The sequence below is a fragment of the Shewanella zhuhaiensis genome (assembly GCF_022484835.1).
In the GTDB taxonomy this organism is placed as follows: Bacteria; Pseudomonadota; Gammaproteobacteria; order Enterobacterales; family Shewanellaceae; genus Shewanella; species Shewanella khirikhana.
This window is the reverse complement of sequence record NZ_JAKUDL010000001.1, coordinates 979133-995189: the sequence shown is the minus strand read 5'-3', so window position 1 is coordinate 995189 and position 16057 is coordinate 979133. Positions and strand designations below refer to the sequence as shown.

Annotated in this window: 14 protein-coding genes; 8 read left to right on the top strand and 6 right to left on the bottom strand. The window is 55.6% G+C overall.

From position 1 onward, the window contains the following. Positions 1-752 precede the first annotated feature (752 nt). The 3 genes from MJ923_RS04285 to MJ923_RS04275 all read right to left on the bottom strand — a co-directional run bounded on the left by MJ923_RS04285 (position 753) and on the right by MJ923_RS04275 (position 3290). Positions 753-965 carry a hypothetical protein gene (locus MJ923_RS04285; protein WP_240590034.1) on the bottom strand — a complete coding sequence of 71 codons (213 nt, stop codon included), beginning with the start codon at positions 963-965 and terminating at the stop codon, positions 753-755. Positions 966-1734: 769 nt separating this feature from the next. After that, positions 1735-2724 carry a YegS/Rv2252/BmrU family lipid kinase gene (locus MJ923_RS04280; RefSeq protein ID WP_240590033.1) on the bottom strand — a complete coding sequence of 330 codons (990 nt, stop codon included), beginning with the start codon at positions 2722-2724 and terminating at the stop codon, positions 1735-1737. 197 nt (positions 2725-2921) lie between these two features. Beyond that, positions 2922-3290 carry a hypothetical protein gene (locus MJ923_RS04275; protein ID WP_240590032.1) on the bottom strand — a complete coding sequence of 123 codons (369 nt, stop codon included), beginning with the start codon at positions 3288-3290 and terminating at the stop codon, positions 2922-2924. Between the two features lie 306 nt (positions 3291-3596). Here MJ923_RS04275 and MJ923_RS04270 point away from each other — a divergent pair, with 306 nt between their 5' ends. Then, the gene (locus MJ923_RS04270; protein ID WP_240590031.1) at positions 3597-5627 is read left to right on the top strand and encodes a glycoside hydrolase family 97 protein; all 2031 of its coding nucleotides are present in this window, start codon (positions 3597-3599) and stop codon (positions 5625-5627) included. Positions 5628-5796: 169 nt separating this feature from the next. On the opposite strand, the gene MJ923_RS04265 is transcribed toward MJ923_RS04270, so the two are convergent. From MJ923_RS04265 to MJ923_RS04255, 3 genes are all read right to left on the bottom strand, one after another. Further along, complete coding sequence (locus MJ923_RS04265) at positions 5797-6354, bottom strand: YfaZ family outer membrane protein (protein ID WP_240590030.1); 558 nt, start codon at positions 6352-6354, stop codon at positions 5797-5799. Positions 6355-6739: 385 nt separating this feature from the next. Next, complete coding sequence (locus tag MJ923_RS04260; RefSeq protein WP_240590029.1) at positions 6740-7351, bottom strand: histidine phosphatase family protein; 612 nt, start codon at positions 7349-7351, stop codon at positions 6740-6742. 201 nt (positions 7352-7552) lie between these two features. Then, positions 7553-7915 (bottom strand): winged helix-turn-helix transcriptional regulator, encoded by a 363-nt coding sequence (locus MJ923_RS04255; protein WP_240590028.1) that lies wholly within the window; start codon positions 7913-7915, stop codon positions 7553-7555. Between the two features lie 124 nt (positions 7916-8039). Here MJ923_RS04255 and MJ923_RS04250 point away from each other — a divergent pair, with 124 nt between their 5' ends. The 7 genes from MJ923_RS04250 (at position 8040) to MJ923_RS04220 (ending at position 15981) form a co-directional block, all read left to right on the top strand. After that, positions 8040-8741: a glutathione binding-like protein gene (locus tag MJ923_RS04250; protein ID WP_240590027.1), complete on the top strand. Its 702-nt coding sequence runs from the start codon at positions 8040-8042 to the stop codon at positions 8739-8741. Continuing rightward, positions 8741-9121 (top strand): nuclear transport factor 2 family protein, encoded by a 381-nt coding sequence (locus MJ923_RS04245; protein ID WP_240590026.1) that lies wholly within the window; start codon positions 8741-8743, stop codon positions 9119-9121. Before MJ923_RS04250 ends, MJ923_RS04245 begins: the two co-directional genes overlap by 1 nt. Before the next feature lies 1 nt (position 9122). Further along, complete coding sequence (locus tag MJ923_RS04240) at positions 9123-9329, top strand: tautomerase family protein (protein ID WP_240590025.1); 207 nt, start codon at positions 9123-9125, stop codon at positions 9327-9329. Positions 9330-9581: 252 nt separating this feature from the next. Next, positions 9582-10037 carry a GNAT family N-acetyltransferase gene (locus tag MJ923_RS04235; protein WP_240590024.1) on the top strand — a complete coding sequence of 152 codons (456 nt, stop codon included), beginning with the start codon at positions 9582-9584 and terminating at the stop codon, positions 10035-10037. Positions 10038-10256: 219 nt separating this feature from the next. Further along, positions 10257-13718 carry a two-component regulator propeller domain-containing protein gene (locus MJ923_RS20840; RefSeq protein WP_240590023.1) on the top strand — a complete coding sequence of 1154 codons (3462 nt, stop codon included), beginning with the start codon at positions 10257-10259 and terminating at the stop codon, positions 13716-13718. Between the two features lie 28 nt (positions 13719-13746). Next, the gene (locus tag MJ923_RS04225) at positions 13747-14415 is read left to right on the top strand and encodes a response regulator (RefSeq protein ID WP_240590022.1); all 669 of its coding nucleotides are present in this window, start codon (positions 13747-13749) and stop codon (positions 14413-14415) included. A 129-nt stretch (positions 14416-14544) separates the two neighbouring features. Continuing rightward, positions 14545-15981, top strand: a complete 1437-nt coding sequence (locus MJ923_RS04220) for a sensor histidine kinase (RefSeq protein ID WP_240590021.1) — start codon at positions 14545-14547, stop codon at positions 15979-15981. The last annotated feature ends 76 nt before the right edge of the window (positions 15982-16057 follow it).

Here is a 16057-nt window from a genome sequence, read left to right as displayed (position 1 = left end):
TGTGAAAATGTTAGCAGATTAAGCTGAGCGTATAACAACTCTTCAGATAAAGTCAGGACACACATAACTCTTCCCTTCTAAACACCCATGCCGAAGATTGCACCAATCCCGCTCGAAGCGGCCGCGGGGAGTTTGAGCGTATGGCGTAGCCGAGACAGGGATGTCGAGGCACGAGGGTCGAGCAGGATGCGAGTCTCTCGTGTAGCCAAATGCGCTCACACTACCAAGGGGCTTTCGACAACTGCTCCCTGCGTTGTTCTACCTCCAACATCCATGTTGTCGTCCGCTTCGTTGCGGGTCGCTGGGGGATTGGACAAGGGGGCCAGTCGAAACGGCCCCCTTTCCCCGGGTGTGGGTTGGAGACCCACGACTTCCCGTCGCTTGCAAAGCGACAAACCAACCTAACCCGCAGGATGCAACCCTGCCAACCAAGCCAGAAGCGGCAGCTTCAAAAAGTCCAACTGTGGGAGGATGGGAATGCGAAAAGAGGGGCAAATCCCTTTGAAAGCGTATCGAATCGACGGCCATCATCCCTAATCAGCACCTTTGTCAGTTTATGACGCTAATCTGAGCGTTACATAGCAATCCACACGCTAGATGCGGCCTACATGAGTAACATCTTATCTATTGTTTTTATTATCAATAGTTAACTGGATACCATCGTAACGTATAACAGTATTCACCAGCAAGCTCCCAAAATTCTGCGGCCTTTAGATACATACAACGATCCAATTTAGTGACACTAAAGCCGTTCACTTCTTCTTGTATTTGTAGCCTTGGTCCGCTTTAGGTTTAATCAAACGCGGCACACTATCAAAGTCGCTCGGGTCCAGTACATCTAGTCCAATAGAACCGGCATGAGTGCGTTTAATTTTTTGTGTTCTCCCTCGTTCAAACTCATCAAATTCATGGGAGTCAGGCGGATAGGGATTCTCGCTATAGGATTTTGCGTTGAATCCTTCCATGTACTCATTGCTACGCATAACTATGTCCCTGTTAACTGTTGCCACACCAACCTACTACCAACCTTAACTCATTGCTTTAATTTTGAAATTTATAAGTAAGAGGCCACTAAACAAATAACCCCAAACGCTGAACTTACGGCCAGCACCAATCCCCTTCGGAGCCGCTTTGGGTGTTGGGCTGAGTGAAACGGACGAGCCGAGGCATGGGCGAGTATCGCAAAGCGATAAGCTCACGAGCGCGAGGCGCGGATGCCGAGCCGGGACGGAAGCATATGGATATGCTTCGCCGAGGCAGCGTCAGTCGAATCAGGGATGAGCGTCTGACGCGGTGGCCGTTTTCAGCCCATAAGCCCAAAGTGCTCGGCTTCGTGGGGGCGCCCTTTGGTGTGCAGAGGGCTTTGGGCGCGCAAAGCCTTCTGCCCGGGTGAAGCCTGGAAGGCTTCGCTTTCAAGTCGCTTGCAAAGCGACAAACAAAAAGCCAGAAGCGGCAGCTTCAAAAAGTCCAACTGTGGGGGAATGGGAATGCGAAAAGCGGGGCAAATCCCTTTGAACGCGTATCGAATCGACGGCCATCATCCCTAATCAGCACCTTTGTCAGCATCTCTGTCTGTATATCTGTCTGCATCAATATGAAAACACTGGTTGAAACGCTATATCAGCCATGCCTTAACCATTGTTTTTATTTGGTTATTAACCAATTCGCTCAAATGTACAGCATACGACTAAAGGTGGCAATATTTGCCGAAAGCTATCGGGTAGGCGCCCCCCCCTATCGCAGCAAAGGGCACAGCTGGGGCAGCACCAACTTGATGGCAGCGGCTATCGCCTCGAAACGGATACGGCGGGCAGCTATGGGTTCGCCATCGAGATTGATAGGCATAACCTCATCCGAATGCCACTCAACCCAGGGGGTGCGGATGCGGCGCACGTATTCGCCGTCTGTGTCCTGATTGGCCAGTTCGCTCAGCACCTGAGGCAGTGCCTCCATTGGGAAGTGACGCAGGGCAATGGTGTCGAGTAAGCCATTGTTTAGCATGGCCTTGGGCGCAAGCTGCTGGCCACCGCCCGCCTGACGGCCATTGCAGATGGCGCCCACAATTACATGCTCCTGGGATTGCTGATTGGGTAACTTGATAGTGCCCTGATAGGGGGCGAAGCTCAGCGCCTGCACTATGCCTGCAAGGGTGTAGGCGCCGCCACCCAAAAAGTTTTTCAGTGCCACCGGGGTTTCGGCGGTAACCTTGGCGCCAAAGCCGCCGCTGGCGACATTGATAAAGTAACGGGCAGAGCCTTCAGCGAGAGAAGAGCCATCAGCAGGAGAAGAGCCTTCAGCTAGAGAAGAGCCTTCAGCAAAAGAACAGCCTTCGGCGTGCTCAGCGCCCGCTATCACCTTCACGCAATCAATGGCGCGCGCCTCGCCGGTTTGCGCAAGCCTCAGGGCCTGTTCAAGCGCGATGGGAATGGTGCAAGCCGTGGCAAAGTCATTGGCTGTACCAAGGGGCATGATGGCAAGCTCGGGCCGCTTCGCCTCATCAAAGCGCATCAGCGCCGAGACACATTCGTTGACAGTGCCATCGCCACCGGCCGCCACCAATCGCTGGCAGGCATCGGCAACGGCTTCAGCCACCAAACGGTCGATATCACCGCCCTCAAAGGTGACCCGCACTTCAACATTGCCGTGCCTCCTTGCGGCCAGAATCGCCGCGCGTACCGGCTCCAAACCGGCCTTTTTACCGTTAAGCAGAATGCGGATGGTCATGGTGTCTCCAGCGGGGGCTGCTGCTTTATCAAACACTGTCATCAAACACTGTCGCGGCGCAGGTTTCAATAGTTAAGGGGTTAATCGTGAGCAGTTGCAACAGCCGCTCAATTTCAGCAGTACGGCGGAGCGGATAGCAAAAAGCCAGCACTCCACAACAAGAGGGCTGGCTTTCGTGCCTGAGACAGGGCTGCAGATTAGCCGTTAAGCGCGCCTATCCACTCCTGCGGGTTGGCAACAATAAACTCCAGGCTATCGCCACTGCTTAAGGTGATGCGCATGGCATCTGTGGTCACGGGCAAAAAGCCGCCGCCTTTGCCGAGGCACTTTTCAGCCCTGACAATCTCGGTGCGCGCCACCTGATAGGGGCCAAGGCCCAACTGGTTGTTGTAGGGGGTAAATTCGAGGCTTGCTGCGGTTAAGCTAAGCTTGCCATCGGCACGGGCCACGCCGCGCTGAACTGCGGCGTTCGCCGATTTGATAACGCTGCCCTGCTGGGATAATGCTTCGGCGCTGCTGGTCTGCGCATCGCTGATTGACGCAGTGCTGTTTTGTACCTGACTCATTCTGGCCTCCTGATTGCCTGAGTACCCCTGTTATACAACAAGCGGCGGCATAGTTTCAGCAAAGCTTAAGCAAAGCTGAAAATTCACTGCAAAATCACAACCTTTGACTTACTCGGCCATTCCCTTGGTGGCGCGCGGCCTTTACTGTTTATAGCCGGTATCAGCGCATGCACGCAGCTACAGCGGGTCGCATCACATCAGCATCACGTCAGTATCAACAGCTGAATACGTATGCAGCTTGTGTCCCCCGGCGCACACCTTCGCTAAGGTGGTCACAAACAAAAATACACCTTACAAGGACTCCCCATGCGCTATTCACTGCTACTGATGGCACTGGCTGCCAGCCTGCCATTGCAGGCCAAAACCTTAAGCCTCAAATCCCCAAGTGGCGAGATTGAACTCAGGGTAAGCGACGATAACGCCCCTCACTACGCGGTGCTGTTTCAGGGTAAGCCGGTGATAGGCTCGTCCAGACTGGGATTTGACTTCAGCAATGCCGCCAACTTTCGCGGCGGTTTTGATATCAGCGCCAGCCAGACGGCCAGTGTCGATAGCCACTGGGAGCAGCCCTGGGGCGAGGCGCGCCTGATTGAAGATAAACACAACGAGCTGCTGGTAAGCTTTAGTCACCCAGAAAGCAAACAGGCCTACAAGGTACGCTTTCGCGCCTTCGACGATGGGGTGGGCTTTCGCTACGAGGTGGATGCCGATACCCCGCTGAATATCACCCGCGAGCTGACCGAGTTTGCGGTGGAGGATGCAGACAAGGCCGACGCCTGGTGGATCCCCGGCCGTGGCTGGAACCGCTATGAGTATCTCTATCAGCACAGCAAGCTTGCCGATGCGGCGCTGGTGCAAACGCCTTTTACCTTTAAAAACAAGGATGGGGTGCACATTGCCATCCACGAAGCGGCTCTGGTGGACTACGCCGCCATGACCCTGAATCAGCGCCGACCCGGCACCTTTGTTGCCGAGCTGACACCCTGGTCAGATGGGGTGGCGGTCAAAACCAACGGCAAATTCAACACCCCCTGGCGCACACTGCAAATTGCGGCCAAGGCCACTGGGCTGATTAACTCGCACCTTATTCTTAATCTTAACGAGCCCAACCAGCTTGGGGATGTCTCCTGGGTGCAGCCCGGCAAGTACGTGGGTATTTGGTGGGGCATGCACATCAATCAAAACACCTGGGGCAGCGGCAGCAAGCATGGCGCCACCACAGCTGAAACCAAAAAATACCTGCGCTTTGCCGCCGATAATGGCTTTGATGGGGTGCTGGTAGAAGGCTGGAATATCGGCTGGGACGGAGACTGGTTCCACAATGGCGATCTGTTCAGCTTTACCCAGCCCTTTGCCGATTTTGATATTCAGGCGATTACCGATTATGGCCGCGAAGTGGTCGCCAGGCTGATTGGCCACCACGAAACCTCCGGCAGCGTCAGCAACTACCGCCAACAGTGGGATGGCGCCTTTGGCCTGTACCAAAAGATGGGGGTCAGTCAGGTGAAAACCGGCTACGTGGCCGATGGCGGTAACATCAAGCGCATCGATGAAAACGGCCTTGAGCGCTTTGAGTGGCACGACGGCCAGTTTATGGTGGGCGAATACCTGGATAACGTGAAAACCGCCGCCAAATACCAGATAAGCATCAACACCCACGAGCCCATCAAGGACACGGGGCTGAGGCGCACCTACCCCAACTGGCTTGCCCGCGAGGGTGCCCGTGGTCAGGAATACAATGCCTGGGGCAATCCGCCCAACCCGCCAGAGCACATTGCCATGCTGTCGTTCACCCGCATGCTGGCAGGGCCGATGGACTTTACCCCCGGCATCTTCGATATGAGCTTTAACGGCCTTGGTGACAACACAAATCGCCCCCAAAGCACCCTGGCCAAGCAGCTGGCGCTGTATGTGGTGCTCTACAGCCCCATCCAGATGGCGGCCGACTTGCCCGAGAACTACTTAAAACGCCCGGACGCCTTTCAATTTATCAAAGACGTACCCACCGACTGGGAGCAGAGCACTGCCCTCGATGGTGAGGTGGGCGACTTTGTGGTGATGGCCCGTAAAGAGCGCAAGGCGCGCCAGTACAGCGGCAACGACTGGTATCTGGGTGCAGTGACCGACGAGCAGGCCCGGGATGTAACAGTGAAGCTGGATTTCCTCGAGCCCGGCAAAACCTTTGAGGCGCAGATTTACCAGGACGGCAAAGACGCCGAATGGAAATGGCGCCCCTACGAGATAGACATCAAAAAGCAAACCGTACGCAAGGGCGATACCCTCAGCCTGCATCTGGCCGAAGGTGGCGGCGCGGCGGTACGCTTTAAAGCGCTCTGAGCCATTTGCACTGAGTCGATGTCTTTAAGCGACTGCTTGTCAGCCAAGCGGCACCCGCCTTTCAGCGACAGCCTGTTCGCCACGACCTGACAACCACAGGCGCTCAGCCCAAAACAAAACGCCGCAGGCAAAACCTGCGGCGTTTTTTATTAACGAATTGATTAACAGACTAAAAACGGAAGTTGGCTCCCACATAAAAGCCGTCTTCGAGGTCGCGGTTTCTGTGGTCATCGTACTGAATATGGATTTGCCGATAGCCGGCTTCAAAGCCAAGGTTCGGGTTCAGCTGGTAACCCACAGCCGTGCTCCACTGATAGTGGCCATCAACACCGGAGAAGCTCAGCACCGAAGGGCTGATAAAACCGGATGCCTTCAGCGCCAGGCCATTACCCAGGGCCAGCTGATACTTGCCGCCCAGCGACACCATGCTGCCATTGGGGCTGTTATCCATCCACACGCGGGAGGCCATGGGGCCAAATTCAAACTGGTGCGGCCCGGCGTTGTGGGTAAACAGCATGGCGCCCTGCAGCAGATGATTGCCGCTGTCCACGTACAGATACTCGCCTTCCAGCCTGGTGTGCGGGTTGATATGGGCGCCAAGGGCCACGGAGGCGCGCTCATCGTTCAGCCCCAGCGACACATCGGCGCCACTGGCGGAGGCAGACACGGCGCCAAGGCCCAACAGGAACGGGGCAGCGGCGATTGAAAAAGTGCGTTTAAAGGTCATGAATGTCTCCTTTGCCTTGGGAAATACCCGCCGCAACGGCTGCGGTGGGTGTTTTGCCCCAAGTGTGGCGGCAACATCCTTAACGAAAGATGAATAAATGCCTTGTTTAATCATTTATAAACAAGGCATTACATTTTTACCCCAGCCGATTAACCAGTCAGATGCGCTGCGCAGATGCGGCAAATGGTTCCAGTGCGCGCGACTCATGGCTGAGGTCGCTTATTCATGCTGAGGGCTCTGATTCATCATTGAGCGCTCTTCCGCTGAGGGCTCTTTCATCCGCTGAGGGCTCTCTGTTCATCGCTGAGGGCTCTCTGTTCATCGCTGAAGGCTCTTTCATCCGCTGAAGGCTCTGCTCCAAAGCCCTTTAACCAAGGCTCCCGGCTCAGGCCACACCCAGCTCCCGCGCCACATCAAGGGTGCAGTCGATTCGGGTCACTTTTCCTTCTTCGATGATGAAAAACGCATCCTGGGGCAAATCCTGACGCCAGCAGTCTTCGTAGCTTAAATCCAGCAGCATGCCCCGCAGCGCTATGCCGGTCAGGGCGTGGCTGACTACCACTATGTCGCCCTGTGGCGGCAGCTCGGCCAGCCAGCTTGCAAGCCGACTCCTCACCTCATCAAAGCTTTCGGCCTCGGGGGCATGCAAATACCAGTCGCCAGCCCCGGCAAGCTCGGGGTGCTGACTCTTGATACTGGGTACGGTTCTTTGCTCCCACAGCCCCAGAAAGAACTCCATCAGCCGCGGCTCTTTGATAATGGGCGTTTCGGCGCAGCCAAGGGCGGCGCGCACAATCTCGGCGGTCTGCACCGCGCGGCCGAGGGAACTGGCGTAAAAATGAAACTCTGGCCCCAAATAGGCTTTCAGCGCCGTGCCCACCGCCCGGGCCTGGGCGCGCCCTTTGGGAGTCAGTGGTGAGTTGCAGTGGCCCTGCAATTTCTGCTCAACGTTAAAATGGGTTTCCCCGTGCCTTAATACAAAAAATCGTCTGCTCACGGTCGGCTCCTGCTTTGACATCTCACCCAAAAATTAACCGAATCGACCGACGGGAACAAAAATCGGCTTTTGAGTCATTTCTGACCCCAAGCCAGAGACTGCCAGGGCGCCGCACGAGGGATAGCGCAAGCTTCACCCACGTTTTTTGGGGCTTGGATAAAGCTTATTGCGACTATTGACCTGAGTCTTAGACGCAACTTCTCAGCTTTGCTGCACCAGATAGCCCTTGGTCTTGAGCTTGTGACCCACCTCGACAATGGCATCCAGCGCCGGAATAAGCTCCCGACCAAGTTCGGTCAGCTCATATTCCACCGAGGGCGGCGAGGTATCCCGCACATGACGGCTGACCACGCCGCGCTCGGTAAGCTCGGTCAGCCGCGCCGACAGCACCTTGGCCGACACCGGCGGAATATCCACTCTGAGCTCATTAAAGCGTCTCGGGCCCATCCGCAAACACCAGATCACATTGGGCGCCCAGGCACCGGAAATCACCGCCATACACTCGGTAAGCATGCAGGGAACCGGAGGCTTAGGGCTTTTATTCAAACGCACTTTCAAAGACATACAAGTAACCAGGTTTCTTCGGGGTAACCCGATTCTACCCGCAAAACAAGGTTACTTCTAGTAATCTACTTTCTGATGGATATTATCAGAGAGCACTCAAACTGCCTTAAAGGATTAATTGCATATGAAGCTGTATTTCAAACCCGGCGCCTGCTCCATGGCGTCGCACATAGTGCTCAACGAACTTGGCTTGCCCTACACCCTGGAACAGGTGGATACCGCCAGGGGCCTTACCCAGACCGGACAGCGATTTCGCGACATCAACCCCGGCGGCTATGTGCCTGCGCTGACGCTTGCAAGCGGTGAAGTCATCACCGAAAACGCCGCCATCCTTGAGTTTCTGGCCGATTTGCCCGCCGCGTCTGGAACTGCCCCCATCCAACTGGCTCCGCCTGCGGCAAGCCTTGAGCGCACCAGACTCAGGGAATGGCTTGGCTTTCTGTCATCGGAGCTGCACAAAGCCTTCAGCCCCTTTTTCAGCGGCGTTGAGCTTAGCCCTGCGGCGCGCAAAGAGGCCGAAGCCAAGCTGCGTAAGCGTTTGTCATTGTTTGAGAAAAAACTGAGGAGCTGTGGGGATTATCTGCTTGGCGACGGCCTCAGCGTGGCCGACATCTACGCCTTTGTCATTCTGAACTGGTGCCAGTTTATTGGAGTCTCCCTCGCAGACTGGCCAGCAGCCTTCGCCCTGTGGCAAAAAATCGGCGCCAGACCCAATGCAATACTGGCCATGCAGCAGGAAGGCCTGCTGCCGGAAAAACAGACTGAGGTTGCGGCCGCAAACAGTGCCAGCCAGAACCAGCCCCAGAACCACGAGGAACCAGCCTGATGCCAAGCCCTTTTGATGAAGTGCAGACACTGTTATCAGACTATTTTGAGCTGCTGTATCACTGCGATTTGCGCCTGTTCGATACCGTGTTTCACCCCGATGCCCTGTACGCCAGCGCCGATGAAACGCCGTTTTTGCAGCGGGATATGCCCACTTACCGCGAGGTAATTGCCACCCGGCAGTCACCGGCGAGCCGCAGGGAGCCACGTCAGGATGTTATCGATGCCATTGAATTTGCCGGTGACAACACGGCTTTTGCCCGGGTGCGCTGCGCCATAGGGCCCCGCCAATTTGTGGATTTTCTGACCCTGGTACGGGTAAACGGCCGCTGGCAGATCATCGCCAAGGTGTTTCAAATCATTGAGAAAAAGGACAACTAACATGCCCTACGTGAATATTAAGGTGACCCGGGAAGGGGTAACCGCCGAGCAAAAAGCGGCGCTTATCAGTGGCGTAACCGAGCTGTTGGTGCAGGTGCTGCAAAAGTCTCCGGCCACCACCATGGTGGTAATTGACGAAGTGGAACTGGACAACTGGGGCATAGGCGGCCTGCCGGTGGAAGCCTTCCGTCAAAGTCAGCAAGGCTGATCAACACTTCTCTCCCCTGCCGGGCAGACGCAACAGTGGCATTCCAGGCCGCTTAATCCGCCGCCCGGCGTTTTTATCAGCGAATTCAGCACTCAAGGTTAACAAGATACTGCACCGAAAAGGTGCACCGCTCCCGGTCTAGGTGCTCTATGACTCTGGGTAAATGCTGAAACTCTATATCTATCAATACCCTGAATTCAGGCACAGCCTTTGCTTTGTCACTACGGATGTCACTACTTATGGAGTATTGGGATGAATATCAAGCTTGACGATTTAAGCCACCCGGCCGTTGCCAGATTGCTGCACGAACATCTGGAAGACATGTACGACAACTCCCCCGCAGACAGCGTGCACGCGCTTGACTTGGCCCGTCTCAAGCAAGGTGATATCCGTTTTTATACTCTGTGGCAGGGCAATACCCTCGCCGCCTGCGGCGCTGTGAAGCAGGTGGACTTTCACAGCGGCGAAATCAAATCCATGCGCGCCACCCGGGCCCTGCGCGGCCGCGGTTTTGGCCACGCCATGCTGATGCATCTGGAGCAGGAGAGCCGCCGCCTCGGCTTTAAGCGCCTGTATCTGGAAACCGGCACCGCCGATTACTTCCTGCCCGCCCAGCGACTGTACCTAGCCCACGGCTTTGAGGTCTGTGCCCCCTTTGGGCATTACCGCGAAGATCCCCACAGCCTGTTTATGACCAAGGCCCTGTGAGCCACATCAACAGGTTCACCAAGTCTCTGATGCTATTCATCAAGCCTCTGGCAGGTTCACCAAGCCAGCGGGGGCTTGGTGAAACCTTATGCGATTCACTCAGTTAATCGGCCTTTTTAGCTGGCATTTGCGCTAAAGGCTTTTCCCGTCTTCATTAACAAGATACCCTTGCCGTTAACAATAACGCGTCTCAACTCATTGGCTCAAAGAGAACCACTGGTGATCCCGCAGTTCAGAATGCGCCGCAGCCCGCAGCCCTCAGCCTGGTTTTTCAGCCACTCGATAAGCGCTGGCGTGCGCCATTGTTGGCATTTACTGGCGATGCTATTTGCCTTTGCCATCAGCTTTCAAAGCCAAGCCATTGACTCATCTTTCTTGACTCCACCGCTGTTTCAGGTTGAAGCCAATCACAAACTGCCGGGCAAAGAAGTCCTCAAGCTGGAAATCGACCAACAGGGCTTTATCTGGGTAGGCACCCGCAGAGGCGTGTTCCGCTTTGATGGTTATGAATATCAGCCACTTGAAAGTGCAAACAAACTGGATTTGTCCAAGCTGCATGTGCGCTCCTTGCTTGCCGATGGCCAGATTTTGTGGATTGGCACCATGACGCAAGGCGTCTACCGGGTCGACTTAAGCACCTGGCAGGCAACCCATTTTGCGCGAAACCCAGAGATGTCGGTCAGCATAGGTGGCAGCCAGGTCAATGCCATTAAAAAAGACCGCAACGGCAAACTCTGGTTTGCCCACGACCGGGGGCTGGACAGCTGGAGCGAACAGAGCGCGCAGTTCACCCCTTATCTTTCCCTCGATAAACCCGACGACCGTTATCACAACTACCTGCTGGATATCGAATTCGATGCCGAGGGTAAACTCTGGCTGTCTACCGCCATGGGACTGGCCAGTATGGATAAGGGTACCGCCGGCTTCAGGCTATTTGCCAATGAGGGGGAGATGCTGCACAGGGTGGTACTGCGCAGGCTGTATCTTGCCAGCGACAACCGCCTGTGGCTTACCAGCCAGAATCAGGGCTCCTACATCTTAAGCCCCGACTCAGGGCTGGTGTTGCAACTTGATCAAGACGAAGGCAATGCCGCCCACAAGGTCATCAACACCGGCATTGCCGAAACTCTGGAAGCCGATGGCAGTCGCCGTATCTGGCTCAGCGGTACCAAAGGCGTGGAGCTGCGCGACGGCAAAACCGGCAAGCTTATCAAACATCTACAGGGAAACCTGCTTGACCATCATGGGCTTGCGGGCGATGTGGTGTATTCGATAACAAGCTCACCCTCGGGCACCCTGTGGCTGGGAGTGCTGGGCGTAGGGTTGCAATTCCATCCGCCTCAGGCCCAGGGCTTCTCGCTGATTGACCGTTTTGCACCCGCGCTGAAAGAGCTGTTCTCATCCAATATCCATCAGTTGCTTAATCTGGGTGCGGATGAACTCCTGGTACTGACCGAGCAACAGGCAAGCCGCGTTAATCTCAGCACCGGCCTCACAGCCCCCTTCAGTGATGATATAAAAGTTCAACAAAAACTGCTGGTTGCGGCCATAAAAGACCAGCAGGACAACTTTTGGTTTGGGGGCGACAGCGGCAATCTGATCACCACCAGCGCCGATGGCCATTGGCGTAACGAACTGCAATTGCCGCTCACCAAAAATGACGGCGTGCTCGTGAAAAGCCTTGCCCTTGGACAAGAGCAGGAACTCTGGGCCGGCAGTGACCGGGGGCTGGTCAGGGTATCTCTGGACAACCTGAGTATGTCGCCGCTTAAAAATGCCGACGGCAGTCGCTTTATCAGCTTCGTTCGCTGCCTCTACCTTGATGAGCAAAATCGGCTCTGGGTTGGCACCCAGGGTGGACTGGGATTGGTGATGCCGGGTGCTGACACTGTCAATCTCTTCAGCCGCGAACAGGCAACCGATGGCAGTTTGCGCCACAACCAGATAAATCAAATCCTTGGCGATAGTCAGGGTAACCTGCTAATCACCCACCCAGAAGGCATAGACAGACTGAGCAGCAGCGAGCTGGAAAAACTCACAGTTACGCCCGAACCAATGTCATCCTCGGGGTCTGACAAGAGTTCGGGGCCTGACAAGAATGTTGCCGTATTGAGATTCAGCCCCTTTGCCAACGACATCACAGCCCAGATGATACAGCCAGCCAGATTAGTGGCATTGCCAACGGGACAGCTCTGGTTGGGTAACACGCATTTATTGGATGAAAATGGCCTGCTGCTGGCACAGTTTGGTGAGCGTGAGGGCGCGCTTGACCTCGGCTGGAGCCGCAGCAGCCCACTTCTCGATGACCACAGTTTCGCCTATGCCAGCAACAACAGCATGCAGCTGATAAGCACCAAAGCCCGCCCACGGTCAATCCCTGACGCCACTGTCGCCATTACTCAAATCCAGCTTGGCAGTGTCGATATGCCGTTCGATCCCCTGGCGCCAGAGTTAGTGGTCGGCGCCGACGACCAACGCTTCTCGGTGCGTTTTGCCAGCCCCGACGCCAGCAGCCTGGGTAAGGTGGATTACCGCTATCGTCTCGATGGCTACGACAACGACTGGCTGGCTGCGCCGGAGGATATTCGTCTTGCCCGCTATACTGCCCTGCCGCCCGGGGAGTACCGCCTGCACTTACAGGCGCGGGCGCGCGGCGGCGACTGGGGGCCAGAGCTGTTACTGAACGTCAGTAAAGCACCCAAATATTATCAAACCCTGTGGTTTCAGCTGCTGATGGCGACGCTACTGCTGGCGTTGTTGTATGGCCTGTTTCGCTGGCGCCTGGCCCGCGCGCGTGCCCAGCAACTGGCGCAGTTTGAGCATCGCGATGCCCTAAGAAAAGCTGAAATGCTGTCAGAATTAATGGAGCAAAAAAACCGAATGCTGGCTGAAGTTGGCCACGACCTTCGCACGCCGCTGGCCATGATTAAAGTGCAGTTGGAGGCCATGCAGGATGGTTTGCTGCAAAGCTCCGATGCCACCTTTGAGTCGATGGCAAATAGCCTTGGTAATCTCAATCGCATGGTGGGCGACATAGTGCAGCTGTCTGCAGAAGAAGGAACAAACCTTGCCATGAGTAAGGCGCACCTCAAGCTTTTGCCTCTGATTGAAGAGCAGATAACCGGCTTCCGCCCCCTTATGGCACAAAAAGGGATCAGGGTTAGCTTCTCTAACAGCTGTCAGCCTGAGTTGCTGCCAGAGCCATCGGTGTTTGCGGATAAGGCACGACTGGAGCAGGTTTTGGGGAATTTGTTGAAAAACAGCTACAAATACACAAACCATGGCGGCCAGGTACAGCTGTTGCTGGCGACGCCGCCGTCTCATCTTCCCCAAGAGCCCCAGATCTCGGGCGCATCGCAGCAAGCCTGGATAACCCTTCGCATCGACGACTCAGCCCCCGGGGTTGCCGCCGAGGAATATGAGCGCCTGTTTGACCGGCTATACCGGGCCAGCAACACTGGGGACGCCGACAAGGCAGAGACGGCATCTGGTTCGGGGCTTGGGCTGTGGATTTGCCAGTCGATTATCCGCGCCCACGGCGGCACGATAACGGCTTCGCCCTCCCCTTTGGGTGGGGTCGCCATTGAAATACAATTGCCGCTCAGTATCCCCGTATCGGCCAAGCAGCCCTCTTTGCCTGCCACTGGGTCCATAACCGATACGTCTGAGCACAACGCTTAACACAGCTTACAGGTGACAAAAGACCGCCATGACCCACAAGGTGTTTATCGTAGAAGATGAAAAGAACATCGCCGAAGTGATGCAGATGTATTTGCAGGCTGAAGGTCTGGAAACCCGTGTATTTCATGACGGCAGCGACGTGGTCGAGGCAGTGAAATCAGACAAGCCCAGTTTGGTGCTGCTCGATTTGATGCTGCCGGGCAAGGATGGCCTGAGCATCTGCCAGGAACTCAGAGTCTTTTCAGAGCTTTACATCATTATGACCACCGCCAGGGTAGAAGAGGTGGACCGCCTGCTCGGGCTTGATACCGGCGCAGATGACTATGTGTGTAAACCCTACAGTGCCCGAGAGCTGACCGCCCGGGTGCGGGCTGTGCTGCGCCGGCTCGACGGCAAACTCACTGCCGCGGGCCCCAGCCTTAAGGTAGATGAACCAGGTTTGTCCTTAAGCTTTGGCGGCCAGACTGTTGTGCTGACGGCGCTGGAGTTCAGGCTGTTTAACCTGCTCTACAGCCAGCCAAACCGTATTTATTCCCGCAGCCAGATTTTGGATTTGCTCTACAGTGACTTCAGGGTGTTGTCGGACCGGACAGTGGACAGCCATATTCGCAACCTGCGTAAAAAGCTCGCCGGCCTAAATACAGAGCAGGAGATGATCCGCTCTATCTATGGCCTGGGTTATCGTTTCGAAGGCTAAAAGACCCTGCAGCCATTAACGCAATCCAGCCGTGCCCCCAAAAAACTGCATAATTGCTGCACAATCCTGTGGTCTTATTTGGCATAACGGCAAAGTCTCAGCGCCAAAGATGTAGAGTCAGGGGGAAACATGTTCCAATTTTTACGCGATATGCGGTTATTCAGTGAGACCGAATCCTTAAATGGCATCGCCCTGAAACGTCGGCAGCTAGTGCTCAATGGCCTGCTGCTGACCATCATTTTGCTACTCAGTGTTTTTGCAATTTACAACCAATTCAGGGGCATGTGGCAGATTGCCGCGCTGGATTTATGCGCCCTGGCAGCCTGCCTGTTTGCCTATATTCGCCTGCGCCTGAGCCATCGTTTACCCCTCAAGGCTCCCCATGGGGATAATAACCAGAATGGCCACAGGCCGGATGATCCCCAAGTAGCGCAGGATACTGGTGCCCTGGCCCATAACAAACAGCGCAATGGGGCACAACTCAACATCCTCAAGTCCACTTCCCTGCTGGTCAGCCTCGTTCTGATGCTGTTTTTATGGGCGCTGGCCTGGCAGGGGCAGGCGGAAAAATTCAGTTTGATCTGGACCTTTTTCCTGCCGGTATTTGTATTCATGCTCAATGGCCGCGCCTTGGGTGCATCTCTGGTGGCGGTGTTTTATCTGGTGCTGTTTGCTATGGCATTCAGCCAGTTGGGGCAATGGCAGGCAGGCGCCTGGGATCAGGTCAGCCTGATCCGTTTTGTGCTGGCCTCCCTGGTGATGGTCTTCACCTGTTATTTCAGCGAGCTGACCCTGAACCAGGCCCACCTTGAGCTGAAAAAATCCCATGCAGAGTCTGAGAGGCTGCTGCAGGATCGCAATGCCCTGATGCTCGACACTTTAGTCAAACAGCAGAAGCTGCTTACGGATGTGTCCCATGAACTGCGAACCCCACTCAGTGTGCTGAGAATGAAGCTGGAGGCCATGCAGGATGGGGTCATGGCGCCGAGCAGTGCCAATATCGAGGGACTGCTCAAGCACATGCAGCAACTGGATGCCTTCATTTCGGACCTGTCCCGCGCCAGCAAGCTCGACCAAACCCGGCTCGACGGTAATGCGGTTCGGGTGGAGTTACATGACTTCCTGTCCGGTTGGATAAACCGTTTTCAGGACAGAGCCGCCAGCCGGGGCTTGCAGCTCAAGCTGGATCTTGCCCGCAGCCATCCTCCCTGCCCTGCTCTTCTGGACGAAGCCAGTTTCGAGCTGGCGCTCGGCAAGTTGATGGAAAACAGCCTGCGTTATACCCAAGCGCCGGGCAGTATTCGACTCAGCCTTGGTCGCAGTGGTGATGTCATAGTCATCACCCTGGAGGACAGTGCTCCCGGCGTGGCGGCTGACCGGCTTGAGCGCCTGTTTGAGCCCCTGTACCGGTTGGAGGATTCCCGCAGCCGCGACACAGGTGGCGCGGGTCTGGGCTTATCCGTGGCCAAGTCCATCATCCAGGCACACCAGGGGCAAATCCATGCCAGCCAGTCTCCTCTGGGTGGCCTGCGCATGGTGATCACCCTGCCGGCACTGGCGGACTGAGCCTGATTAGCCACTGATTTGCCAACAGTGCGCCTCTGACCAAGTAAAAGCCTGCCAAATTTATACATTCGCCACC